Genomic DNA, 25,085 nt, shown 5'->3' with positions numbered 1-25,085 from the left:
CCGCAGGTCGGCGCGTCGAAGCGCGCCATCCCGGGCCGGCGCTTCGGTCCGATGTCGGTCACCGCTCCCCCGGCGGTGGGTGGACTGCCCGGGCTAACTGACCGCCGCGAACGTCTCGAAGTTCACCTCGTCACCCTCGAGCCCGGCGGGCAGCAGGCCCGCGCTGCGCTCGTACTCCGTGCGCGCCGTCTCCAGCAGGCGCCGCCACGACATGACCGTCGGCCGCCTGCGCAGCAGCGCACGGCGCTCCCGCTCGGTCATTCCGCCCCATACGCCGAACTCGACGTGGTTGTCGAGCGCGTCTGCCAGGCACTCCGTACGCACCGGGCAACCGGTGCACACCGCCTTGGCCCTGTTCTGCGCTGCACCTTGAACGAATAGTTCGTCCGGATTGGTAGTGCGGCAGGCTGCCTGCGCACTCCAGTCGGTAACCCAGCCCATGCCGGCGCCGTCCTCTCCCGAATCGAGGCTCCCCCACGGCGGCAGAGGCATATTCACCGCTGCCAGTTGAGGACGTTACGGGCGGCGGGCACAGCGCAACACCCCCTTCGTGCCCAATCTTGAATGGCCCGAACGGACTATGCGTGCTCGAAAGATCACCCAGGGGAGTGAACGAAAGAGGCCCTGAACAAACCCGTACGACCAGGTGGTTCAGCCTCGTCACAGCCGATGCCAGGCAGCACACCGGAGGGTGCCCGCGCACGTTTTCCGGCGCTCGGGTTCGCCGGAAATTCATGACACAAGACCACCCGAAAGTGTGACCCTGGCCGGTCTCGGCCCGGCTGCCGTCGGCATATCTCTCGGAGTCCTCGCCCCGTACGTCCCGTACCTCTTCGTACGTCCCGCACCTCTGCTCGTACGTTCCGTACCTCTGCTTCGTACGTCCTCGACCGCACCGGCTCGGGATGCCGCGTGGTGCTTCGCCACACCCGCGTGCGAGATCGTGACAGTTGAGTGCAGCTTAGGCCAGAGCCTTGACCCTTGTCCGGCGAATCAGACCGTAGGCTGCACCCATGCCAAAGAAGCGCTCGGGCGGAGGCCTGTCCAAGACCCAGCAGGCCGCCAAGTTCCTGGGAGTCAGCGTGCTCGCCGGCGCGGTGCTCGCCGGCATCGCCCTGCCGGCCTTCGGATCGCTGGGTCTCGCGGCCAAGGGGACGGTCACGGGATTCGACGAACTCCCCGCCAACCTCAAGACCCCGCCGTTGAGCCAGCGGACCACCATCCTCGACGCGGACGGCGGCAAGATCGCCGACGTCTACTCGCGCGACCGCACGGTGGTGCCGCTGAAGGACATCTCCCCGTACATGCAGAAGGCGCTCGTCGCCATCGAGGACTCGCGGTACTACGAGCACGGGGCGATCGACATCAAGGGCGTCGCCCGCGCACTCAACCAGAACGCGCAGTCCGGCGGCGTCGCGCAGGGCGCGTCGACGCTGACACAGCAGTACGTCAAGAACGTCTTCATCGAGGAGGCCGGCAACGACCCCACCAAGGTCGCGCAGGCCACCCAGCAGACCCTGGGCCGCAAGGTCCAGGAACTGAAGTACGCGATCCAGGTCGAGGACGAACTCGGCAAGAAGAAGATCCTTGAGAACTACCTGAACATCACGTTCTTCGGGGAGCAGGCGTACGGCGTCGAGGCGGCCTCCGAGCTGTACTTCTCGAAGCACGCCAAGGACCTGGATCTTGAGGAGTCGGCGCTGCTGGCCGGCCTCGTCCAGTCGCCCAGCCAGTACGACCCGATCAACGACGAACCGACCGCACTCAAGCGGCGCAACACCGTCCTCACGCGGATGGAGCAGGTCGGCGACATCTCGCAGTCCGAGGCGGACAAAGCGATCGCGACGCCGATCAAGCTCAAGGTGAAGCGCCCCAAGAGCGGCTGCATCACCGCCGTCAAGGGCGCGGGCTTCTTCTGCGACTACGTGCGCGACACCCTGCTGGACGACCCGACCTTCGGCAAGACGTCTCAGGAGCGCGCCGACCGCTGGAACACCGGCGGTCTGACGATCAAGACGACGCTCGACCCGAAGGCCCAGGGATCGGTCCAGGCCTCGATCCAGAACCACGTCTACAAGACGGACTCGGTCGCCACGGCCGTGACCCTTGTCCAGCCGGGCACCGGCAAGATCGTCGCGATGGGCCAGTCCCGCCCGTACGGCTTCGGGACCAACGAGACCCAGCTCAACCTCAGCACCGACCACGACATGGGCGGCGGCAACGGCTTCCAGTCCGGCTCCACGTTCAAGCCGATCACGGCCGCGGCCGCGATCGACAGCGGCACGGACCCCGGCACCGTCGAATCCGCGCCGAACAAGATGAACTACCCCTCGCCGGTGCAGACCTGCAACAGCACCTGGCAGAACAGCACGACGGACCCCGCGACCGTCGAGAACGAGTCGAAGTCCGAGGTCGGGCCGATGAACATGAAGGAGGCCATGGCCAAGTCGGTCAACACCTACTTCGTGCAGCTGATCAGCAAGCTCGGCGTCTGCCCGGTCACGCAGATGGCCACGAAGATGGGCGTGCAGCGCGCCGACGGCAAGAAGCTCGACCAGGTGCCCTCGCTCACCCTGGGCACGCAGCTCGTCTCGCCGCTGACGATGGCCAACGCGTACGCGACCTTCGCGAACAAGGGCGTCTACTGCTCCCCCGTCGCCGTGGAGTCGATCACGACGACGACCGGCAAGTCGCTTCCCGTGCCGAAGTCGCAGTGCAAGCAGGCGATGTCCGAGCACACCGCCACCGTCCTGAACTCCCTGCTGAAGGGCGTGGTCGAGGACGGTACGGGTACGCTCGCCGGCCTCAGCGACCGCGACAACGCGGGCAAGACCGGTACCACGGACAACCTCAACGCCGCCTGGTTCGTCGGCTACACGTCGGACATGGCGGGCGCGGTCTGGGTCGGTGGCCCGACGCACAACGTGTCGATGCGGAACATCACCATCGGCGGCCAGTACCACACGCAGGTCCAGGGCGCCGATACCCCGGGACCGATCTGGAAGGACGCGATGAGCGGGGCGCTGGCGGGCACGACGTCGCCGCCGCTGCCCACGATCAACCTTCCCGACATGAAGAAGAAGGACCCGAAGCCCGGGAACCCCAAGGGTGACACCGGCGGCCAGGCCGCCACCGGCGGGGACAACGGCGGGGACAACGGCAACAACGGCGACACCGCGGGTGCGCAGGACGGCGGCGCCGGCCAGAACGGCGGGACCGGCCAGGACGGCGGGACCACCGGCGACAACGGCGGCGGGTTCGGCAACTTCTTCGGCGGCGGCAACGGCCACTGACGGCGGCCGGTCACCGACGAACGAACCGAGCGAACCGAACGGAACGAACGGAACGTACAGACCGAACCGAACGAACGAGGGCGCCCGCCCCGGTCCTCACCGGGGCGGGCGCCCTCGCGTATGCCCTGAACGCGGCGCCGCGCCGCCAGATGGCCGGTACCGCCACCTGGGCGACCCGGCGGTGGCGGCTGGGGCGGCGCCGTGGCCGTAGCCGTAGCCGTAGCCGTAGCCGTAGCCGTAGCCGTAGCCGTAGCCGTAGCCGTAGCCGTAGCCGTAGCCGTAGCCGTAGCCGTAGCCAGGGTTACCCGAGGAGGCGCTTCACCGCACCGGCGACGCGCCCGCCCTCGGCCCGCCCGTCCACGCGCGGCGTGACGATCTTCATGACGGCTCCCATGGCGCTGCGGCCCTCCGCGCCACCGGCCTTCGCCTCCGCGACGGCCTCCGCGACGATCGACTCCAGCTCGTCGTCCGTCAGCGGCTTCGGCAGGTACCCGGCCAGCAGCTCACCCTCGGCCAGCTCCCGCTCGGCCTGCGCGGCCCGGCCGCCCTTGGCGAACGCGTCGGCCGCCTCGCGGCGCTTCTTCGCCTCCCTGGCGATCACCTTCCGCACCTCGTCGTCGCTGAGCTCCCGCGCGGTCCGGCCCGAGACCTCCTCCTTCGTGACGGCGGAGAGGGTGAGCCGGAGCGTCGCGGAACGCAGCTCGTCGCGGGCCTTGATGGCGACGGTGAGGTCTTCGTGGAGCTTGGACTTGAGGCTGGTCATGGGGTCAAGTGTGGCAGGCGGTACGAGCGGTCGGCCGCCGAATTACGAGAGGGCCGCGAGGGGCGGCGCGCGGGGTGCCACGAAACGGACCCGCGCAGATCGCTCGCGGGACCCGGGCGGGCCGGGCGCGTGACCGGCCTCACGCCGGGTCTGCGACCATGGGCCTATGCGCGCACGCTACGGAGTCCCCTTGTCCATCGCGGCGGCCGGCGCGGCAGGCGTCGCCTATGCCGCCGGGTTCGAAGTCCGCTCGTTCAGACTGCGCCGGGTGACCGTGCCCATCCTCCCGCGTGGCATGCGTGACCTGCGGGTTCTCCAGGTCTCCGACATCCACATGGTGCGGGGCCAGCGCAAGAAGAGCCGCTGGCTCCAGTCGCTGGCGGGCCTGCGCCCCGACTTCGTCGTCAACACCGGCGACAACCTGTCCGACCCGGAGGCCGTACCGGAGGTGCTGGACGCGCTGGGCCCCCTGATGGAGTTCCCGGGTGTGTACGTCTTCGGCTCCAACGACTACTACGGGCCGAAGCTGCGCAACCCGGCGCGCTACCTCTTCGAGAAGGCGCAGGGCAAGCACGGGCTCAACGGCAACGCACCCGCCGTCCAAGCCCTGCACAACCCCTGGCAGCCCATGCGGGACGCCTTCGACGCGGCGGGCTGGACCAACCTCTCCAACACCCGCGGCCGGCTCAAGCTGGACCGCTACGAACTGGCCTTCACCGGCCTCGACGACCCGCACATCAAGCGGGACAGGTACGAGCAGGTCGCCGGCGGCCCCGAAGCGGACGCGGACGTCTCTATCGGCGTCGTACACGCCCCCTACCTGCGCGTACTGGACTCGTTCACGGCGGACGGCTACCCGCTGGTCCTCGCGGGCCACACGCACGGCGGCCAGCTGGTCGTCCCCTTCTACGGCGCGCTGGTCACCAACTGCGACCTGGACACGGACCGCGTGAAGGGCCTCTCGACCCACCGCTCGGCGGGCCACACCTCCTACCTCCACGTCTCGGCGGGCTGCGGCACCAACCGCTACACCCCGGTCCGCTTCGCCTGCCCCCCGGAAGCCACCCTGCTGACGCTGACGGCCAGGGCCGCCTGACCCGCTCCGACCAGGGTCGGGACTACGCCCGCCCGCCTCTCGGCCGACGCCGCCCGCCGTCCCGCGACCTCGTCCGACGAGGACCGCGCCCCACCAGAAACCGGATTTCGCCTGGGGCGGCGGGTGGGCTAAAGTAAACCTCGTTGCCGGAGCACGACGCGGCAGCGATCGGGGTGTAGCGCAGCTTGGTAGCGCGCTTCGTTCGGGACGAAGAGGTCGTGGGTTCAAATCCCGCCACCCCGACAGAGTAAGACCAGGTCAGGCCCGGTACTGAGAGATCAGTACCGGGCCTGATTTGCTTTGGGGGCCAATTTGGGAGCCGTTTGGGAGCCAACTTCGGGATGCGGCCCCTCGCCCGGCCGCTTGCGAGGATGTCGCCAGCAACGGACGCTTCGGCCGGAAGCGTGGCCTCGCTGTCAGTGCACCCGTCTAGCCTTGAACAACCACCGCCCCATAGGAGACCGGATTGGCCGGGTTCAAGATCGACAAGCGCGCGATCGCAAAGATGCAGAAAGAGATCGTCAAGGAGTTCGAGCGGGCGAACCGCAAGCATCCCGTCCGCATCCCCATCGAGGTCGAGCCCCCATCCATGGGTGTGCTCACCCTCGCGAGCGCCAGCGGCCTCGAAAGCGACCCGCAGCTGTCCCGCTTGCTGCTCTGGCTGTACGAGGCGATCCAGCAGAATCCGAGCCACTACGTAGACGTGCGGGACTTCGCGCAGGACGAAGGGCTACCTGAAGACGACAGCGACAACATGGCGCTGCAGCTTGAAAAGCTAGGGCTCGTCAAGATCGCGCGAACCCTCGCCGGCGGACTCTCCGAGGTGTTTCCCACCGACGACGGACTGCTGGAAGCGCGCCGCCTGCTCGCTCTGCGCGCCGACACGGTTGAACGCTTCGGGCACGCCTGCGATGTGTTGTTGCGCTGGGTCCTACGCGTAGGCGGAAGGCAAGCCTCTGTTCCGGCGCTGACGTTCCTGGAAGACCCACTGTGCAGCTTCGCCGGGGGCCCCCTGACCGAGGATGAAGTTCTCAGCGCTCTCGACTACCTGCGCGAGCACGCTCTCGTTGAGCGAGTGGTCACAGATGCCGAGGTCTCCGTCCTGATCACGGCGCAGGGCACCCACTGCGTACTCGCTGGAGGCACCGTGAATGACTTTCTGAGCAGTCAATCGACCGGCGACATCTACAACATCACTGACTCCCACGGCTTCGTTGCGGGCTCCCAGCAGCACGTCGTACAGAACAATTCCTTCGGCCTGGACGCATCCAAACTCGCGGAATTCGCCCAGCAGGTACGGCAGTTCGCACCGAGCCTGGGGGTCTCCGCCGAGGAACAGAGCCAGCTGATTCTAGAAGCAGAAGTCCTGGAAGAGACTGCTGCCACTGATGTACCTGAACCGGGACGTGTACGGGTGGCCTTTGATCGACTGAACTCAACCCTCACCGCAATCGGTACGGCTACTCCTGGCCTGACCATGCTCGTCGGGGCAGGGCAGAGCGCATACCAAGCAGTGTTTGGCGCCTGAATTGCCTGGAGCCAGCCGTCGAGGCTGGCTTCCACGTATCGCTCTCAGTGATTGGCCCCAGGTGGCGCTGAGAGGACTGTCGAGCGCCATCTTCCACGGTTGGTCGGGCCGGTTATAAGGCCCCGGCAGCGACGGAACCATCCACAGCAGCCATCACGTTGATCACGGCAAGAAAACTTGAGCGCTGGGACGAAGGCGGCGGCATGGCGGAGCGCGGAGGGCAGGCTGCTGCCTTCGGGTTTCAGTACCAGTATCTGGTCACGTTGGAGGAGCTGCTGGCTGCTGCCGAGGGGCTCCGACCTGGCGTACAGGCAGCGGTCATCGAACCGACTGAAACCGATGCAGAGGTAGTGAACGACCCGGACGCCATCGACTTCGACCTGGTAGATGGCGACCGGTCCCCCGTGCTGACCGCGCAAGTGAAATCAGGAGGACCGGGTACCGAGCTGTCTGCTCCGGCTGCTTTCGCTGTGCTGATACGGATGATCAAGGCCAGGCCGAGGGCCAAGACGTACGTCTTGATCACCAATATGAGACTGCACCCCAAGGCCGTTCAGTTGAACCGGGTTCTGCGCCTAACCGATCCCGATGAGCTCCAACACCAACTGACCGCGCTCCTGGAGCGCAGCTCTAGACAGGAAGGGAACGCCAAACGCCTTAACCACGACGAGCTGTTGCGGTTGCGTCGCGCACGCATCGTGCCGGATACCCGCGAGCCGCATGAGCTGCGCGAGCAGCTAAGGGAACGCATCAGGCAATTCCGTTCGCAGCAGCGGGGCGGCCTCGGACTTCGCTCGGCAGGGCGCATGACCAATCATCTGGTCTCGGAGATCTTCCGCAGAGCCTGTGGCGAGTTCGATGGAGTGCTGACCTTGACGGACTTCCGTTCCGAACTCTTGACAGAGGCCGCTCACCTCGCCCATGACCTTGGCAGCTTCGACTGGGGCATCATGGTGGGGCCCATCCCGTCGCCACCGGATCTCCCCAGGCCCGACCTGCTGGCACGCATTCACCGGGCACTCACGGGAACACCCGAGGATCGAGTGGTGCGGGCCTGCGTACTGCTGGGATTGTCCGGTATAGGAAAGACCAGTGCAGCAGCTGCGTATGCCCACGACGTAGCGGACTCCTACGACCACATTTTCTGGATTGATGCGGAGAGCGACGCCAGCCTGGCCGCCTCCTATCACGTCTTGCACGACTGGCTCGTCCCACAGCAAGCGCAGGCGAACATGGACTCTTCTGCCCTACGTCATCGCGTGCACGCGCTCCTGAGTGCGTTCCCGGGCCGCTGGCTTATGGTCATCGATAACGCCTCGGACCGTCGCCATCTACTTCCATGGCTGCCCACCAGCGGGCGTGGGCACCTGATCATTACGTCCACCAACCAGAGCAGTTGGGCAACCCACCCCCGACGAGTACCCGTCACTCACCTCACCACCGACCAAACCGTGTCGCTGATCCGTCTGCGTCTGTCGGACGACGGATCCGTCTGGAACAAGGTGAGTGAACAGGCAGCAGTCGAGCTGGCACATAACCTGGAGTGCTGGCCTCTAGCCATCGAACTGGCCTGTGGCTACCTGGCCAGTTGCGGGCTCGGCCTTGAAGAGGTACCTCGCTATCTGGATCTCATCCGCGATCGCGCATTGGACGACAAGCAATCTGTCCCGCCTGGGTATCCGTGCACGCTTGTCGCGGCAATCCGGCTAGCCCTGCAACGAATCGGCCGCGCCACGACAAGCGTTCGACCGCAGGACATATCGAGTGCTGCAATCGCGTCGATCAGCACCGCCTCGTACCTGGCCTCTCGCCAGATTCCGCTCCAGCTCTTGGTCGCCGCGGCCGTGGTATCCAAGGAGTCCGTCATGCGCAGTGGCCTGAAGGGGCCGCTGATCATGGTGGAATCGAGCCGGAATCCTCTCAGCGTCCTGGAGATACACCGTGCCTTGCGGACCGAGTCCCTCGTGCAGCGGGGTGAGCCGCTCAGCGCCGGCGGGCCTCATCGGCAGACAGAGTCAGGACATCCTGTCGAGCTCGACGAGACGATCAACATCAACGAGATCGTGCAGCACGTAGTACGGACCACCCTGGAAAACTCCAGCAACGTGGAGCCGATTCTGAGCCGCGCCGCCTTTCACACCCAGGGATGGCTTGCGGAGTTCATCGATGATGAGGATGAGCACCGCATGCATCGGATGGTTCCACACGCACAGAGCCTCGCTGGCCATGCCCTACGGCTCGGGGTTCGCTCCGACGACCTTGCAGTCCTGTACGGCAATCTCGGCGGCGCCTACTTCCGCATCGGGAGCCTGGAAGCAGCACGATCCTGCTTCGAATCGGAACTCGATGTAATTAGGGCCCGTACCACACCGGCACCCGTACTTGAGATCAAGACGCTTTTTCCCCTCGTTGCTGTGATGCGAGGAGAGGGTGCGCCACTGGACCAATTGTTCCCGCATCTGAAGCGTATCTACGGGCTAGCTCTGCAACTCGCTGACTCCCGTCCAACCGATGCAGCCAACGCGGTCGCCAACGTCATGAGTACACTCCGTATGGCAACGCATCGTGAAGTTCCAGGTGAAGCGGTCATGCGTCTTATGGCCGACCTGCAAGCACTTGGTACACGGCTGCCGGATACAGATGTCTCCAAGATTCTTGCTGAAATCGGGGACATCACACAGGCGCTGAGCGATAGAAGCGTCGATGACGCTGAGGTCGAGATTCGGTGTCGCATGATGCTGGACGACGCCCGATTGCCCGTTACCCAGCGGATCAACGTCATTGCCCTTTTGGCGGAAGCCCTCGCATTCCAGCGCCGCTGGACCGAGGTCACCGCTGAGCTCGCAACGCTCGACAGCTACGCGGCCACATCGAAGCTGAACCCTCAGTCAATCGCAACAGCTGTGCACAATATCGGCCTGCAGGTCGGCATGGCCCTAATCAAGAACGAGACCACCCATGCTCTCCCTGCACTACACATCCTGATGGAGATCATCGCCCATGTCGACGAGGAGCACCTGGCCAGAGAGGTCGACCGGCCGTTGAAGCTGCTGGTTCTCCGTCTCCTCGACGTTCTGTATCGCGGCGACCTTAGCGAGACCGAGGTGCTCCTTACAGAGCTCAAAACGGCGGATAAGTCTGTACTCAACGCAGCTCACGAAGTTGGATGGCGGTTGCTCACGTTCTTTACCATCTCGACGGCCACTGCGACTCTCGCGGGCTGAACAGGACACGGGTGTCGTCTCGCAGGCGCCGAGTTCCGCCCTGCCCCCGCAGCGACCTGCGCGGACAGAATGGAACTACCGGAGTGCGACCGCTCGTGCGCGAAGAAGCTCGTTGAGCACGCGCACCGGCGACGTCGGGCACATTGCGAGCCGGGCATCGAGCGCCGTCTCCCACCGCTCGGTCAGCCCCAGCACAAGGCGCTTGCGCATGCCAGGGGTGACATGGGCGTAGCGTGCCGAGACGGAGCCGTCGATGTGGCCCATGCGTTCGTCCATCAGAACCTTCTCGGTGCCGAGGTCCTCCATCACGGTCCGGTGGGTGTGGCGGAGGCCGTGGGGTGTGAGGCCCTTGGCGATCGGGAGCCAGCAAGCGTCGGCCCGGTCGCTGGCTCCGCGTCCTCGGGCCGGGACGCCGGGCCACGGCTCGCCGAGCAGCGGGACGGGGCGGGCTTCCTGTGGTGCCTTCTTCGGGTACCAGCCGGAGACCGCCGGCGTGAACAGCCAGGTCGCGAAACCGTTCCTGCGCCAGTGGGCGGCGTGCTCCGGCACGACGCCACCACGCACGAAGCCGAGGTCCGCGATGGCTTGCTCGACCTTCACTCGCGTGGCTTCGGTGACGCGCTCGGGGTGGTTGAGGGCGTTGGACACGGAGCCTGTCGAAACGCCGGCCCGGCGAGCGACGTCGACGAGCTTCGCGCCTTGGTGACCACCCGTACGCGCCGCCCCTTGTCCTCGGAAGACGTAGATCTTGCCATGGCAGGGGCACGGCGCGGGTTTCGTACGAGCGACGTGGTTGGCGACCAGGGCGGCCAACCAGTCCGTCGCGTCGATGGTGCGGTAGCTGTCGTCCTTCGGGGGGCAGCGCACCAACTCGCCCGTGTCGAGTTCGTACAGTTGCCATTCGACGCGTACGGATCCCGGGCGGGCGAAGCCGGTCTCCAAGCCGACGATCTCGCCCCACCGCATGCCGGTGTAGCCCTTGAGGACGACGGCGACGAACTCGTCGTCGCGGCCTGACAGGAGAGCGGCCCGCTCCGCGGTCAGCAGGATGCCGAGCGGGTCGGTGACGACCTTCTCCGGTCCACGGTCTCGGGAACGACCGGCCCGTTTTCCGCGCCCGCGTCTCCTGGCCGCCGGGTTCGAGGCGATCAGGCCCTCGTCGATCGCGTCCTCGAAGATCAGGTGGAGGGTCGAGCGCCAGGTCTTGACGCTGGAGGCCGCGTAGAGGGCGGCCTTCTCCTTCTTCTCCCACAGGTCGACGTCCGTGCGCAGGATGCCGGCGAGCGCCTTGTCCTCGAACTCGGGCAGCAGGTGCTCCTCGATGTGGCGCCTGTAGTTCTGCATGGTCGACGCGGCCAGGTCCTGGGACGCGTACCAGCGGTTCGCGTACTCGCCGAAGGTCTCCTGTCCCAGCGCGGGGTCGCGCCAGTCGCCACGCCGGTACTTGTTCTCGGCCTCGCTCGCGGCGCGCTGCGCCTCGCCCTTGGTGGCGAACTTGATCGCCTTGCCGCGTTCGTCGACGACAGTGAGGTGCTTGCCGGGCGCGACCTTGTATCGGCCGCGCCAGTAGGTTGCGCGCTTCTCCGCGAAGCCCAATTCCTGCCGTCCTCTTCCTTATTCCGCTGTGGCTGATGGGTGACCCGCTACACGACCGCGTCGTACAGCGCCCGACGAGGCGGCCGGGCGCGCAAGCTCGGCGCCGAGGCGCCGGACGTCCGGGGAGGTGGCACGGCGGTTCGAGCAGCTGGCCGTACCGGTGCGGGAGCAGCCGCCGCTGTCCGTGCTTGCGGAGGACGCTCTTCGTAGAGGCGGACGATCTCGACGAGGTGGCCGGCGGTGAAGCGGTAGGAGCGACCGATTCGTGTGTGGGGGATGAGGCGGCGCCGGGCTCGGTCCTTGACCCACCAGGCCGAGCAGCCGAGGGTCTCGGCGATCTCCTCTGGTCGGTATACGCGGGGCAGGGAGGCTTCGCCCTCAGTGCCGGAGAGGCCAGGGGTGAGGGCAGGGGGTATTGCGGAGTGACGCTGCAAGGGCGAGGGGTCCTATCTCGGTAGCGGGCGGATGCGGTCACGGGAGCGGAGCCGGCCTCGTAGCGGGACGCGCGGGCCTTGGAGCGGTACGAGCGGCCGAGGCGAGGATTTCTTGTCCGGTCGCGACGAGGTCGTCGACATCGCCGCGGTACCTGAGGCGCTCGATCCGGGACAACGCTTCACTCGGCGTAGGAGGGCGGAAGGGGCCACCCAGGTGGCCAACTCGCCCTGGAGATGCCTCGTTCGGCGCGGAGGATTTCGATGGGTGAGGCGGCTCGTAATCCCGCGCTCCCGGTTTCGACTGATCGTGCTGCCATGGCTCCAGTTCAGCGTGCATTCGCCGTTTTGGTTAACCGGCGATCGTCGTCTATGTTGCGTCGCGCACGACTCGTGCCGGGAGAGGTCATCGGCGCTACGGGTGCGAGTTCCCCAATGGCCGGGGGCGGCCAAACAGCGTCCTGGCGTGCGGTGTTGTGTTGTAGCTTCCTCCCCGCCGGCCGGTCAACGCTTTGACGATGTGATGCTTCTGGCTCGGTATCCGGAGCAACTTTTTGGTCAGAAGCCGATCACGCCTTACCGTTTTCCCACGGCTCTTCGCAGCCCGATTCTCGGTGGCCTTTCTGCCGTCAGAGATTCGGCCGCGACGGGCTGGACTTGCACACCTTGGGTGTGGCTATGTTGACGTCACCCCCAGGAAACGCGACCGGCTCCCAGCGCTCACGCGCGAACAGCCGGGCCTCTCCGCTGCCTTCACGTCCGCCCGACCCGACGGTGGGCCGTCACTGCCCGCCCGACGGCAACCGAGTGAGGACCGCCCTCTTGGCACGAATCCGCACCATCAAGCCCGAAGCCTTCGTCTCCGAGTCCCTGGCCACCGTCTCCCTGCCCGCCGAGCGCACCTTCTTCGGTCTGCTCACGCAGGCCGATGACCAGGGACGCCACCGCGACCACGCCGCGATCATCGCCGGACAGCTGTGGGTCCTGCGCCCGGAGCACACGCCCGCCGACGTCGAGCAGGATCTCGCCCAGCTCGCCGACGCGGGGCTGATATGCCGCTACAAGGGGCCGGACGATAAGTGCTACCTGCACATCGTCACCTGGCGGCGGCATCAGAAGATCAACCGACCCAGCGTGAGCCGCCTTCCTGCCTGTCCGCACCACGACGGGTCGGCTCGCACCGCACAGGACGTCGTCTCAGCGCCTGCGGGAGGAAGTGTCACGGAGCCCTCACCGCGGCCTCAGGCACCGTTCCGCGAAGGCTCCCAGCAAGTGCCCCAACTGGCGGCGAATCGCATCGATGCCGACGAACCAGCAGGTCAGAGCGATTTCACAGAGTCCTCCGCGAGGGAGCAGCGAGGTCTCCGCGAAGGAGCGGTGACACTTCACGCTACGGATCTAGGACCTAGGATCATGGATCTAGGAGATACCCCTGGGGGCGCAAGCGCCCCCGCGCCCAGCACCGTCTCGGCCAAGCAGCTCGTCACCGAATACGCGGACGCCTGCGCACACCGCCCGCCCACGGACGTCCTGGGCCATCTCGGCCGGATGGTACGCAAGCTGCTCGACGAGGGCATCGCGCCCGCACACATCCGGGCAGGGCTCGATCTGCACCGGGCCAAGGGCCTGCACCCCAGCACCCTGCCGAGCTTCGTGAACGAAGCCATGAACGCGGCCCCCAAGGCGCCGGCTGTCCACAGGGCGTGGACAAACCCCGCCGACATCGAAGCCGCCTACGGAGGTGAGCTCTGAACGCCACCGCCACCCGCGAGCCCCACCGGGTCGGTCCACTCGCCGACCGGCTCAACGGCATCCTGGCCAGCCGCGGCATCGACCTCGCTACCGCCGCCGACGAGGCGCATGCGGAACCCGTCACCGCGCTCGAACTCGCCGACGCGAGGATCCCCGCCCGCTACCGCCGGGCCTTGGCCGACCGCCCAAAGGTCACCGCTTGGGCCGACCAGATCGCCCATGCCGGGCGCCCCGGCCCCGGCGGGCCCGGCATCGCCAAAGGTCCGTCCCTACTGATCGCCGGCCCCACCGGGACCGGCAAGACGTACCAGGCGTACGGCGCCATCCGAGCTCTCCTCGCCCGAGGGGTCCGCCTGCGCTGGGAGGCGACGACCACCGCGGACCTCCACGCGCGCCTGCGTCCCCGTGTCGGCCGCGACGCCGAACGTGACCTGCGGAGTTTGGCACGCTGCCCGCTGCTGCTCCTGGACGACCTCGGGGCGGCCAAAGCCAGCGAGTGGACCGAGGAGCTGACGTACCGGCTCATCAACCACCGGTACGAGCACATGCTCCCCACCCTCATCACCACCAACCTCCCCACCGATCAGCTACGCAGCGCCCTCGGTGACCGCGTCGCCTCCCGCCTCGCCGAGATGACCGACCGAGTCGTCCTCGACGGCACTGATCGACGCCGCAGCACAGCGTCCGCCGCCTGACCGGCCGCCACCGGCACTTCCGCCCTCGGCCCTGCCTCACCCGCCGCCCGCGCTCACGCCTGCTCTGTCCCGCCCGTCGCGAGTCGTCTGAGCCGCGCTCAGCGTCCGCCGTTTCCGCACTCCGCCTCCGTTCCCTCCGCACCTTGGAGACCCACCCTGCCTGCTCGCACTCTCACGCCCCTGGCCACCCGGGATCGCGGCACCCGGCTCCTCCCGGACTGGGCCACATCCTCAGAGACCACCCTGGTGCTCCTCGCCCTGTTCGTGCTGCTCGCCCTTTTCGCCGGATGGCTGATCCACCGGCAGCGCCGGCAGCTGCCCAGCGCCAACCGTCGGCGCGGAACCATCGCGGTACCCGTAGCGGCCACGGCCGCGCTAGGTTGCACCGTCTACAGCGCGGACACCAGCTGGCGGTTCGCCGCCGACTACCTGGACATGGGCAGCACCGTCGAGCGCGCCTTCATGTTCGCCACCGCCGAGCTGGCCCTCTTCGCCACCGCGCTGATGGCCCGCCAGAACCTCGCCGGGCCCGCAAGAGCACCCGGCCTGCCCGGGTCCTTGGTGTGGGTGATCACCACCGTGCAGATCATCCCCGCCTACGCCGAGTTCGGGCCCGTCGGTGGCACCGTGCGAGCCTTGATCGGACCGGTTATGGCCGCGATGCTGTGGCATCTGGCCATGGGCATCGAGCTGCGCCACCGCAGCCCCGACGCCACCTCACGCAGCCTGGCCGCCGTCCTCGTCCGCCAGGCGCGCGAACATCTGCTGGCCCGGCTCGGCATCGCGGACCAGGACGCCGACGCGGCCCGGCTCATCCGCGAGCGCGCGCTGAGTGATTCCGTCGCCCTGATACTCCGGGCCGAGGCGATGACCGACAAGCAGCGCAGCAGAAGGAAGGGACAACGCCTGGCCAACCGGCTGCACGAGGCCCTGGAGCAGGCCGATGTCGACCGCGATCCCCGGCAGGACGCACTACTGCTGCGCAAACTCGCCACGCGCAAGCAGGGCCTCGGCCTCGCATCCATCACGCTGCCGCCGCGCTGGCACGTCCCGGACTCGTACACCGCCCGTGAACCCGGGCGCAGTCGACCGCGATCGGCCGCCTCGAAACCGACGCCACGGGCAGAGGACGCTGCCCGCCCGGAACCGGCCGGGCAGGTGGAGGACACCGCCCGCCCGCATCCGTCGGACCCGGATGACGGCGAGGAGCTCCCGGCTCCCCTGCCCGGGGCCGGGCAGCCCCCACGGGCAGACGTCGAAGACGCCCCACCGCTGGCAGACACCGGCTCGGGCAGCGCCACGGGCAGGCCCAGGCGGAAGCCCCCTGCCCGGAAGAGACACGCGGACCGCAGGCGCCGCGCCTCCGACGAGGTCATCCTCGGCTTCACCCGCCGGGCGTACGAGGAGAACGGAAGCGTCGGACGCGACCGGGTGGAGGACGCCCTGCGGACCGCCGGCTACACGGTCTCCAGCGACGAAGTCGGGCGGATCGTCCGTCATTTCAAGGCGCAGCTCACGGCCCCGGACAGCGATTCACCTCGCTGACCCCTTCAACGCCAACGCGCATCCCCACGCCCCGAGACGAGAGAGACTCCATGAACGCCCCGAACCGCCAAGACCCCACCTCGCCCGCAGGTTTCCTGGCCGCCACCTCTGCCCCAGGCGCAGCAAGTTGTCCCGGGAGCAATGCTCCCGGAGTTCCCGCCCCGGGGGTGGCGGGAACAGCCCGGCGCCAGGAGGCACCGGGCTGTCAGGCCGCGACCGCGGGCGGACCGCAGCCGGGAGGAGGACGGCAGACCGAGTCCCTCACGAAGAGACGCCAGCGAGCCCGTCAACCGAAATCCCACAAGCGCGTTCACCAGCCCAGCTGCCGTATGAACGACGCCGAGTACGAGCGCTTCACCGAAGCAGCCGCCCATTGTGAGATGTCCAACGCCGCCTTCCTCGCCTACTCCGTCGACAAGGCCGCCCGCGACTTGACCCGTACCGCCGCCGAGATCGCCACCGAACGGGAGGTCATCGACGAACTGTTCGCCGCCCGCCGACACCTGGGCCGCATCCACGGCCTGTTCAACCAGGTCGCCAAGGCCATCAACTCCGGCGCCGACACACCCCAGCTCGACGCCGCCGCCCGCGCTGTCCGCAGCGCGGCCCGCCGTACGGAGGACGCGGCCGACGCCCTGCTCGCTTACCGAAACGGTGACGTCGCCACGTGATCCCCAGCCTCCACAAACGGGGCGGCAAGACGGTCGGCCTGATCCGCTACCTGTACGGCCCGGGCACCCACGAGGAGCACACCGACCCCCACTTGGTCGCCGCCTTCGACCCGCTCACCCCCGACCCCGGCCGCGACCCGAAGGCCACCTGCGGGCAGCTTCAGCGACTGCTCGACCAGCCCGTCAACGCCCTGCCCGTCGGCAGGCGCCCGAAGAAGCACGTGTGGCACCTGTCCGTACGGGCCAGCCCGGAGGATCCGATCCTGCCCGACGAGGATTGGGCGGCCATTGCCCGCCGGATGCTCGCTGCCACCGGTATCGCACCTGACGGCGACGATGCCGCGTGCCGATGGGCCGCCGTCCGGCACGCCGACGACCACATCCACATCATCGCCACCCTGGTCCGCGACGACGGCCGCCGCCCCCGTCTGCACAACGAGGCCCGGCGCGCCCAGAACGAAGCCCGCCGCGTGGAAGCCGACTACCGCCTACGCCGAGTCGCACCCGGAGACGGCACCGCCGCCAAGCGCCCCACCAGCGCCGAACGCCGCAAAGCCGAACGCCAGGGCAGGGACCGCACGGCGCGCGAGGAACTTCGGAGAACCGTGCGGCACGCCGTGGCCGGCGCCACCAGCGAGGAGGAGTTCTTCGGCCGCCTGGCCGCCGCCGGCCTGCTGATCCGCAAACGCGTGGCACCCTCCGGCGATCTTCTCGGCTACAAGATCGCCCTCACCGACGATCGCAACAAGGACGGCGACCCGGTTTTCTACTCCGGTTCCAAGCTCGCCCCCGACCTGTCCCTGCCGCGCATCCGCGAACGCTGGGCGCTTCCGGCAGAGGCCGCCGTCCCGGCCGACGGCTCCGAACCGGCCCAGCGCGGCCTGCCGGACGTGACTGGTCCCGCGTTCGCTCGGCGCAGGGCCACCGCCGCCACCTGGCAGGCGCTGCTGATCATCGACCACGGCGACGACGGCTCGGCAGCCGCCCAGATCGCCGCAGCGGGCGAGGTCCTGGACGCCCTCGCCCAGACCTCCGCCGCCCACACCCGTGATCAACTCCGCGAGGCGGCCTCCGCGTTCGAGCGAGCCGGCCGCTCCCACATCAGGGCCGTACACGGGCGTGACCGCGCCCTGCGCCAGGCCGCCCGCGATCTTGTGCAGAGCGGGACCGCCCTGGGCCGCGGCGAAGACGGTGCCACCACCGCCATGCTCATCGACATGGCCTTCTTCCTCGCCATCGCAGCAGCGAACTGGCACGCCAGGAAGCACCACAGCCAGCAGGCCGCCGCCGCCCAGCGAACCGCCGAACATCTGCGCGCCGCCTACCAGGCCGCCGCGACCCAACCCATGACACTCCTCCGCCGGCGAGGCCAACACCTGGACCCGCGTCTTCGACAGGGGCACGCCGCACTTCTCCACCAGGTCTTGCCGGACCTGGCCCAACGAGTCCAGGCCGAACCCGCCTGGCCCGCCCTGGCGGCCACCCTCGACGACGTCCACAGAGCCGGCCACGACGCGGCTGCCCTGCTGACCGAAGCCGCCCGACGACGCGAACTCGACTCCGCCGCCTCCATCAGCGACGTGCTCGTCTGGCGACTGCGACGCACCGCCCGCCTGCCCGCCCTCGCCGACGGCCTCCAGGGCACAGGCTCCGGAGGCGGTCGGCACCCGCGTTCCCCGGCCGCCGGCACCCTGCAAGCGCCGCGCACCGCGAACAATGCCGGTCGTCGACGCTGACCGGGTGACGAGGGCACATAGCCGACGATCGAAGCCGGGCCTCCCGCTATGGGGCCCGGCTTCGACGGGTTGGACGGCTCTCAGCCGGCTGGGGCGCGCAGGAGCCGATCGCGCGTGCTTTCCGGCAGCACCCGGCGCAGGACCGGTGCGCTGGAGCTGAGGGAGTCGGCGAAGACGGCGACGAGGTCGGGCGGCACGCCGAGGCCGAACGACGCCGCCCACAAGTAGCCCGCCCCGCGCGTGGGCTCGGCCCACGCCTGCCACCCGGCCAGGACCGCGTCGTCAGCCTCAACCACCAACGCCAATGGGTCGGCGTCCTGAATGAGCGGCGGCATCTCACCGAGACGGATGTGGGAGGCGAAGGTCGGATCCGCCGCCGCAGCGCCGGGCTGGTCGGCGTCTCGTAGCCAGCCGTTCGCCGTAACCGCGTCGAGGACCGGCTCGTGGCCACCGAACGGCAGGGCGGGCTGCTCGCAGGCGTCGAGTGCGGCAAGGAAGTCGGCGAGGACCTCACCGGGGACATCACGGGTGAAGTAGGCCGACCACCGGGCGAGCGGGCTGCTCAGGTCCGAACGAGCGGACACCTGCCAGGCGATCGGCTGGTTCCCCAGGTGGAACGGCTCGTCCGGCAAAACCCATTGCGCCCATCTCAAGGCGTCGGGACTGACGTGCAGGACGGTGCTGCGCAGGACCTGACGGTCCTCCGGCGCCTCGTCCCGTTCCTGCCGCCCGCGAACGATCATGAGGCTCGTCCAGCCCAGGCCGGCGAGCGCATCAGCGACGGTGTCGTAGAGACGCCCGTCGTCACCGGCCAGGTGCCGAGGACCGACCCAGTAGGCGGGTGGGTTGCTAGCCGGGGTGGTTGGTCCGCACGGGAAGTCGGGATGCAGGGGTGCCTCCAAGGGCTCGTGAGGGTTCTTGTCGCCGCCGACGTTCTTGCGGCACTGGACAGGAAATCCGCGCTGGGTTCCTGTCGGCCTGGGGCGGATGGCCGACCTGGTATCCCCGCGCCCTGCCTTCTTCACGTAGGCGATGGCCGCCGTCAGGCTCTACCGCGAGCTTCCGCACACGCTCCGTGTCGTCCACAACCAGGGGAGAGCACGCGAGTCCAACTGATCTGTCACGAAGGCGACTCGGCCTCAGACCGCGCGGCCTCTCATGCCTCAGTAAAGGCGCGATGATGATGGAGAATCCGGCATGGGCTGCCGCAGTTACGGGGATCTCCTATTCGACCTGGCGCTTTCGCGGGAAGATCGTCCACGTTGACATGCCATCGCAGTGTTGGCCAGTCATTCGTGGATCTGTGCTGTCTGCCTGCGGCGAACCCCGGCACGGAGCGGGAGGCAACCGGTCACGCCCCGGAAAACGATGTGCGCGCGGTGGCGACCGTGCTGATAGTTGCCTCATGGATGCGATCGAGGCCGCACACGCCGTCGTAAATGGACAACCCCCGGACGCGCGTGCCGCGTTCCTGGGAGGCAGCGTCGTGACAGGCCGCCGCACGGCGACGTCAGACCTCGACATCGTGGTGCTGCTCCACGGCGCCCCGGCCCCGTACCGGGAAAGTCTCCAGTACGCAGAGTGGCCGGTGGAGGTGTTCGTACACACCGACGAGACATGGCACGCCTACGTCGAACGGGAGCTACACAGGCGCCGGTCACCGCTGCTGTGGATGTGTGCCGATGGGTTGCTGCTCCTCGACACCGATGGGCTCGGAGCGCGTATCGCCGCAGAGGCTCGGAAGCTGACCACCGCAGGACCACCCCCGTTGTCGGCGGAAGAGATCGACGACCGGCGCTACGCGATCACCGACCTCCTGGACGATCTCGCGGGAAGCGGCGACCGGAACGAGCGTCTGTTCATCGCCACCGAACTGGTCCGACGGACTGGTGAGCTGGCGCTGGCCATAGGCGGTTCTTGGGGTGGCGGTGGAAAGTGGCTGGCCCGGCGCCTTGGGACGACCGCACCGGGGCTCAGCACGCACCTCCGTCACGGGCTACAAGAGGTTCTGGGCGGGAGAGTGGAGCCTCTCGTGACCGTTGTGGACAAGGTGCTGGAGCAGGCCGGCGGCCGGTTGTGGGTCGGCTATAAGCGCGCCGGGACTCCGTGAACGATCTCGTATCGCGGACTGGCTCAGCGCCCATTTCGCTTCACTGACTCGGCCCGCGCCCGCTGACGTGTACCCGGTCGACAGCGAGCCTTGGGCCGCCGCCTTCCGGGCTGCTCTCAACGGGAGAGGGCTGCGTCGAGGTACACCCGCACAGGCCCGAACAGTCCAAACGGCACATAGCGAGAGACCGCACCATGCGCCAGCCACGCAAGATCGGCCACCTCGTCGGGTGCTGCGATACGGGCAGTGCCACTCCGTACCTCGCAGGCGATGTAGGACATCTGCCGCCCCGTCTCCGGGTGAACCCGCTCACCGAGTCGCTCCACAGCCGCCACGGCCAAACCTGTCTCCTCCCGCGTCTCACGCACGGCCGCCTCTTCACAAGTCTCACCGGGTTCGACCTTGCCGGCCGGGAACTGCCAGGAGAGCGACCCCTCCCTGACACGACGACGCACCATCAGTACACGTCCCCCGTGAACGATGATGGCCGCCGCCACGCCCGGCTGCTTCTCCGTCATCTCCGGCAAAAACTGTTCCTCCAGTCAGATCACTTGACGAAGAGCAACGCCCGAGCTTCCTCGGCGCACCCCCACGACAGCGTGACGCCGGCACCACCGTGCCCGCAGTTGTGCACGACCACGGTGCCGTCTTCCCACTGTTCCTCCTCCACACGGACTCTGGTGCGGGTTGGTCGGGCGCCGATCCGGTGCTCCAGGACTCGGGCCTTCGCAAGGCGGGGTTCGACCTCGGCGCAGCGGGCGAGGATGGCCGCCGCAGCCTTGGCGTCGGTGGAGAGATCGGCCTCTCCCTCAATGGCAGTGCCGCCCAGGACGACGGTGTCGCCATGCGGGTAGAAGCACAAGAGGTCCGGGGAGGGGCCGGTGTCCTCGGAGAAGAACTCGGTCAGACCGGGGTTGGTGACGACGACGTGCTGGCCGCGGATGGGCCGGAGTTCCGGGTCTGGCACCAGGTCGCGTGCGCCGAGGCCGGCGCAGTTGACGATCACCGAAGTCGGACCGGCATCCGCGAGCGTGGCCAGCTGTCGTCGCTCGACTGCACCCCCGGCATCGCGCAATCGGCGCAGGAGGTAGTCCAGGTAGACCGGCATATCGATGAGCGGCACGGTGAACCGGTAGCCCGCGGTGAACCCGGTGGGGAGTTCGGCAGGCTCGCACGGGCGGAAACCAGGCAGCGCGGTGGCCCAGTCAGGGGCGGCCTCGGCTGTTCGGGACGCCTCGATGCCGCTGGTCAGCCGGACGCCCGTCGCCTGGTCCTCGGCGAGTTCGCGAAAGATCTCCAGGGACCGCTGGCCCCACCGGTCGACCTTGTCTTTCGGCTCGACCAGGTACGGGCCCCACATCGCCCCGGCCGCAAGTGAAGTGGCACCGGGTACCTGCCCAGCGATCACGCGCACCGAAGCCCCGGCCTCGGCGAGTACGACGGCCGTGGTGAGTCCGGACACCCCTGCCCCGACGACGACAACGCACTCCCGTGCGGTCATGATCTCGACTCCACTGGCTGGCTGATATCGATGGGGCACGTCAAGTAGGCGACCACCCTCATGAACCAGCAGCCTCCTGACGCGAGCCCGGGGCCGCTCAGTCCCGGACAGATCGTCCGTACCTCCGTGCACCAGTGCCTTCACTTTGAGCTCGGGCAACGCAGGGACCCACGGAAACGTGATCCCACTCCATCACGTTGCCGCGTAGCTATCGTAGGGACCGCCCCTACATCACGGGAGGCAGCACGTATGCGTGGTCTCGGAGATCACCTGAGCATCGGCGAGCGGATCGCCTTCCACCGCAGACGCCGCGGGTACACGCAGCAGGTACTGGCCGGGCTGGTCGGCCGCAGCACGGACTGGCTGGTGAAAGCGGAGTCCGGTCGGCGCAAGCCACCGCGCATCGACATGCTCGCCGAACTGGCCCGTGTGCTGCGCGTGCCGCTCGGGGAGTTGGTCGGCCAGCCCGTACTCATGGAGGACGAGAGGCAGCAGGATGACGTCCCGGCCGTCCGCGACGCGTTGATGAGTCCGCGTCGCCTCTCCCGGCTGCTGTTCGGGCCGGAGGCCGAGGCACAACTCCCAAACCCTGGCCCGAGCGCGGAGCTCGCCGAACAGACCTGGAGCGACTATCAGTCCGGTCGCCTCGGCAAGGTGATCGCCGGGCTCCCCGGCCTCCTTCAGACCGCCCAGGAACTTGAGGATCGTGCGGCGCGTTCCGCCACGGAGAGCCGGGAATGCTGGGCCGTTTCCGCCCGGGTACATCACCTCGCCGCCACGACGCTCGCCAAGATCGGGGAGTCCGACATCTCGTGGCTCGCCGCCGAACGCGCCATGCGGGCCGCCGACGAATCCGGCGACCCGCTGGTCCTCGCGTCCGCCGCACGGTCCGGCACACATGCCTTGCTGGCCAACGGCCGGTACGACGAGGCCATGGAGCTGGGCGACACGGCGGCGAGGTGGTTGTCGGCCCGGGTCGACGAGACCGATCCGGCCGCCCTGAGCCTGCTGGGCATGATCTTCCTGCGGGCAGCCATCGCGGCGGCCCGGCGCCAGGACCGGGCTACGGCGACGAATCTCCTGAACCGGGCGGAAGCACTCGCCGACCGCCTCGGTTCCGACGAGAACCACTGGCAGACGAGCTTCGGGCCCACGAACGTCGTCTTGCACAGACTGTCGGCGGAGCTGGACCTGGACAACATCTCCTACGTCGTGGAACACGGCCAGATCGACGTGGGCCACATGCCCCCGGAGCGTGGTGTCTCCCATCGCATCGATCACGCCCGTGCCCTGTCGTTGGCAGGCCAGGGGGATAGCGCGTTCGCCGAGCTGCGTACTGCCGAGCACGTGTCGCCTCAGCTCGTACGGAACAATCCCCGTGTACGGGACACGCTGCGCGACCTGATCAAGCGGTCCCCGGCCACCGGCGGCGCCCGTTCGTCGGAGGTGTTCATGATGGCTCAACGATGCAGGGCGGTGGAGTGAACACACAGAAGCGGGGAGTCCTCGGGGTCGTGGGCACGAGTGCCGGGGGAGTCGAGGCGTTGCGTACCGGACTGGTGGAACCGGCTCTGGCGCGCGGGTGGCAGGTCGCCGTGACGCTCAGTCCGACGGCCGGTCGGTGGCTGCGGATGAACGGTGAGGTCGACCGGCTGGAGACACTGACCGGCCTGCCCGTACGCGACGAACCACGCCTGCCCGGAGAGGCGAGGCCGCACCCGAGCGTGGACTGCTACGTGGTCGCCCCCGCCAGCGCGAACACGGTGGCCAAACTCGCGACGGGTATCGCCGACAACCAGGCGCTGACTCAGGTGGGGGAGGCCATCGGCACCCTCGGACTGCCCGTCGTCGTCTTTCCGAGGGTGAACGCCGCTCACGCGCGCCACCCCGCATGGCGACGCCATATCGCCGCGCTGCGAGAGGCCGACGTTCACCTGGTCTACGGACCGGACATCTGGCCGCTGCACGAGCCACGCGCGGCCACCCCAGGCCGGGACCTCCCGTGGGAAGCGGTGCTGGACACGATCGACCGAGCCATGGAAGCCGCTGGGTAACGGGACGTCAACTGCCCTGATCTGCGGGAACAGAGGACCCTGACAAACTGTCCGGGTCCTCTGCTCATGGGGCGTCGAAGCTTGTCGCCATGCCTGAGATGGTCGACCGACACAACGCGGGAACGGCACAGACGGACCATCGCGCCCAGCGAGTGCCGGCCCCGTTCAGACCCCTCGATGCCGTTACCCGGCAGGGGCGGTGGCAACGGTGACGGCGCCCTTCCCCGCCGAGGACGCGGCGCCCGTCGACATCAGGCTCCCGCAGGTCATGTGCACGGACATCGCCCCGCAGCTTCACCTTGTAGCCCGCGTACGACACGCGGTCGTCGCCACCCTCCGGCAGTGGGGCGTCCCCGAGATCGCGGACGACATGGGGCTGATCGTGACCGAGCTGGTGGTCAACGCCATCCACCACGGCGACCCGGGCAGTGTGTCCGTGATCCTGACGATCCGAAACGGCGACGCTGTGCTGGAGGTCGAAGACGACAACGGTGGGCGCCCTGCCGTACGGCGGACCGCGGAGGACGACGAGGGCGGGCGGGGCCTGATCCTCGTGCAGGCGCTGGCCGACCGGTGGGGATGCCGACTTGGTGCTTGTGGCCGAAAGACGGTGTGGGCGTCGCTCCCGCTGTCGGAAGCCGGGCCGGAGGACGCATCGTGATCGTCTCCCGTCCAACGAACCGTGGCGTGCTCGACGGCCTGAGTCAGGCCGCCGCCACCGTCGACCGGGTCTGGCACCGCTCGTCGCCGTCCGAGCTCTTCCAGTGCGAAGCCTTCGCGACCCTGGAGAGCCCGGGCCCCCAGAGCGCGATCATCCGCTCGATGTTCTGGCTGAGCAGGGATTCCGTCTCCGGCCCGGAAGCGGCTCTCGCCTGGTTCGTCGCGCGGCTGGAACCGTTCGCCCGGTTCCTGAGCGGTCCCGACGTCGGTCGAGCCACCCGGTGGACCGGCGACGAGGAGACACGCCGACGGGCGCTGCTTGCCCTGCGCGCCGGTAGGCGGCTGTCAGTCGAGATCGTCGACTGCGACCACGTCCACTACCAGGCCGTGGTCTGCCCCGTACGTGAGTATCCCCGTGCCGGTTCCGCTC

The 25,085-nt window shown here is 68.3% G+C and carries 21 protein-coding genes and 1 tRNA gene; 14 read left to right on the top strand and 8 right to left on the bottom strand.

The window, feature by feature from the left end; translation table 11 throughout:
* Positions 1-93: 93 nt before the first annotated feature.
* On the bottom strand, positions 94-441 hold the full coding sequence (locus tag OG310_RS19465; RefSeq protein ID WP_329457153.1) for a WhiB family transcriptional regulator: 348 nt from the start codon (positions 439-441) through the stop codon (positions 94-96).
* Positions 442-1,013: 572 nt separating this feature from the next.
* Between OG310_RS19465 and OG310_RS19460 the strand changes: the two genes are divergently transcribed.
* Positions 1,014-3,293: a transglycosylase domain-containing protein gene (locus tag OG310_RS19460; protein ID WP_329457152.1), complete on the top strand. Its 2,280-nt coding sequence runs from the start codon at positions 1,014-1,016 to the stop codon at positions 3,291-3,293.
* A 301-nt stretch (positions 3,294-3,594) separates the two neighbouring features.
* Here the strand turns inward: OG310_RS19460 and OG310_RS19455 are convergent, their stop codons facing one another.
* Complete coding sequence (locus tag OG310_RS19455) at positions 3,595-4,056, bottom strand: GatB/YqeY domain-containing protein (protein ID WP_329457151.1); 462 nt, start codon at positions 4,054-4,056, stop codon at positions 3,595-3,597.
* Positions 4,057-4,222: 166 nt separating this feature from the next.
* Here OG310_RS19455 and OG310_RS19450 point away from each other — a divergent pair, with 166 nt between their 5' ends.
* The 4 genes from OG310_RS19450 to OG310_RS19435 all read left to right on the top strand — a co-directional run bounded on the left by OG310_RS19450 (position 4,223) and on the right by OG310_RS19435 (position 9,904).
* The gene (locus tag OG310_RS19450; RefSeq protein ID WP_329457150.1) at positions 4,223-5,152 is read left to right on the top strand and encodes a metallophosphoesterase; all 930 of its coding nucleotides are present in this window, start codon (positions 4,223-4,225) and stop codon (positions 5,150-5,152) included.
* Between the two features lie 169 nt (positions 5,153-5,321).
* Positions 5,322-5,395 (top strand) — tRNA-Pro (locus OG310_RS19445).
* A gap of 223 nt (positions 5,396-5,618) precedes the next feature.
* Positions 5,619-6,680, top strand: coding sequence for a hypothetical protein (locus OG310_RS19440; RefSeq protein WP_329457149.1), 1,062 nt, complete (start codon positions 5,619-5,621; stop codon positions 6,678-6,680).
* A 158-nt stretch (positions 6,681-6,838) separates the two neighbouring features.
* Positions 6,839-9,904 (top strand): hypothetical protein, encoded by a 3,066-nt coding sequence (locus tag OG310_RS19435; protein ID WP_329457148.1) that lies wholly within the window; start codon positions 6,839-6,841, stop codon positions 9,902-9,904.
* A 75-nt stretch (positions 9,905-9,979) separates the two neighbouring features.
* On the opposite strand, the gene OG310_RS19430 is transcribed toward OG310_RS19435, so the two are convergent.
* Together OG310_RS19430 and OG310_RS19425 are read right to left on the bottom strand one after the other, a co-directional pair.
* Positions 9,980-11,500: a LacI family DNA-binding transcriptional regulator gene (locus OG310_RS19430; protein ID WP_329457147.1), complete on the bottom strand. Its 1,521-nt coding sequence runs from the start codon at positions 11,498-11,500 to the stop codon at positions 9,980-9,982.
* A 47-nt stretch (positions 11,501-11,547) separates the two neighbouring features.
* Positions 11,548-11,916, bottom strand: coding sequence for a helix-turn-helix domain-containing protein (locus OG310_RS19425; protein ID WP_443078866.1), 369 nt, complete (start codon positions 11,914-11,916; stop codon positions 11,548-11,550).
* Between the two features lie 837 nt (positions 11,917-12,753).
* Between OG310_RS19425 and OG310_RS19420 the strand changes: the two genes are divergently transcribed.
* The 5 genes from OG310_RS19420 to OG310_RS19400 all read left to right on the top strand — a co-directional run bounded on the left by OG310_RS19420 (position 12,754) and on the right by OG310_RS19400 (position 18,330).
* On the top strand, positions 12,754-13,683 hold the full coding sequence (locus OG310_RS19420) for a hypothetical protein (RefSeq protein WP_329457146.1): 930 nt from the start codon (positions 12,754-12,756) through the stop codon (positions 13,681-13,683).
* The gene (locus OG310_RS19415; RefSeq protein WP_329460255.1) at positions 13,680-14,378 is read left to right on the top strand and encodes an ATP-binding protein; all 699 of its coding nucleotides are present in this window, start codon (positions 13,680-13,682) and stop codon (positions 14,376-14,378) included. The genes OG310_RS19420 and OG310_RS19415 overlap by 4 nt, the downstream gene beginning before the upstream one ends.
* Positions 14,379-14,621: 243 nt before the next feature.
* A complete protein-coding gene (locus tag OG310_RS19410; protein ID WP_329460254.1) occupies positions 14,622-15,923 on the top strand; it encodes a hypothetical protein in 1,302 nt (433 codons plus the stop codon).
* A gap of 329 nt (positions 15,924-16,252) precedes the next feature.
* On the top strand, positions 16,253-16,594 hold the full coding sequence (locus OG310_RS19405) for a plasmid mobilization relaxosome protein MobC (RefSeq protein WP_329457145.1): 342 nt from the start codon (positions 16,253-16,255) through the stop codon (positions 16,592-16,594).
* Positions 16,591-18,330: a relaxase/mobilization nuclease domain-containing protein gene (locus OG310_RS19400; protein ID WP_329457144.1), complete on the top strand. Its 1,740-nt coding sequence runs from the start codon at positions 16,591-16,593 to the stop codon at positions 18,328-18,330. Before OG310_RS19405 ends, OG310_RS19400 begins: the two co-directional genes overlap by 4 nt.
* 80 nt (positions 18,331-18,410) lie before the next feature.
* On the opposite strand, the gene OG310_RS19395 is transcribed toward OG310_RS19400, so the two are convergent.
* On the bottom strand, positions 18,411-19,232 hold the full coding sequence (locus OG310_RS19395; protein ID WP_329457143.1) for a DUF317 domain-containing protein: 822 nt from the start codon (positions 19,230-19,232) through the stop codon (positions 18,411-18,413).
* Positions 19,233-19,735: 503 nt separating this feature from the next.
* Between OG310_RS19395 and OG310_RS19390 the strand changes: the two genes are divergently transcribed.
* Positions 19,736-20,440 carry a nucleotidyltransferase domain-containing protein gene (locus tag OG310_RS19390; protein WP_329457142.1) on the top strand — a complete coding sequence of 235 codons (705 nt, stop codon included), beginning with the start codon at positions 19,736-19,738 and terminating at the stop codon, positions 20,438-20,440.
* 116 nt (positions 20,441-20,556) lie between these two features.
* On the opposite strand, the gene OG310_RS19385 is transcribed toward OG310_RS19390, so the two are convergent.
* Both OG310_RS19385 and OG310_RS19380 read right to left on the bottom strand, forming a co-directional pair.
* Positions 20,557-20,958 (bottom strand): NUDIX hydrolase, encoded by a 402-nt coding sequence (locus OG310_RS19385; protein ID WP_329460253.1) that lies wholly within the window; start codon positions 20,956-20,958, stop codon positions 20,557-20,559.
* A 29-nt stretch (positions 20,959-20,987) separates the two neighbouring features.
* Entirely contained in the window at positions 20,988-21,941 is a 954-nt protein-coding gene (locus OG310_RS19380; RefSeq protein ID WP_329457141.1) for an FAD-dependent oxidoreductase, read from the bottom strand.
* A 249-nt stretch (positions 21,942-22,190) separates the two neighbouring features.
* Between OG310_RS19380 and OG310_RS19375 the strand changes: the two genes are divergently transcribed.
* The 3 genes from OG310_RS19375 to OG310_RS19365 all read left to right on the top strand — a co-directional run bounded on the left by OG310_RS19375 (position 22,191) and on the right by OG310_RS19365 (position 24,656).
* The gene (locus tag OG310_RS19375) at positions 22,191-23,426 is read left to right on the top strand and encodes a helix-turn-helix domain-containing protein (RefSeq protein WP_329457140.1); all 1,236 of its coding nucleotides are present in this window, start codon (positions 22,191-22,193) and stop codon (positions 23,424-23,426) included.
* The gene (locus OG310_RS19370) at positions 23,423-23,995 is read left to right on the top strand and encodes a flavoprotein (RefSeq protein ID WP_030898560.1); all 573 of its coding nucleotides are present in this window, start codon (positions 23,423-23,425) and stop codon (positions 23,993-23,995) included. The genes OG310_RS19375 and OG310_RS19370 overlap by 4 nt, the downstream gene beginning before the upstream one ends.
* Before the next feature lie 208 nt (positions 23,996-24,203).
* Positions 24,204-24,656, top strand: coding sequence for an ATP-binding protein (locus OG310_RS19365; RefSeq protein WP_329457139.1), 453 nt, complete (start codon positions 24,204-24,206; stop codon positions 24,654-24,656).
* A 43-nt stretch (positions 24,657-24,699) separates the two neighbouring features.
* On the opposite strand, the gene OG310_RS19360 is transcribed toward OG310_RS19365, so the two are convergent.
* Positions 24,700-24,933, bottom strand: coding sequence for a hypothetical protein (locus tag OG310_RS19360; protein ID WP_329457138.1), 234 nt, complete (start codon positions 24,931-24,933; stop codon positions 24,700-24,702).
* Between the last annotated feature and the right edge of the window lie 152 nt (positions 24,934-25,085).

The organism is Streptomyces sp. NBC_01497 (assembly GCF_036250695.1).
GTDB lineage: Bacteria > Actinomycetota > Actinomycetes > Streptomycetales > Streptomycetaceae > Streptomyces.
Note: the sequence above shows the minus strand (reverse complement) of the source record. Positions and strands in the feature narration are given on the sequence as shown.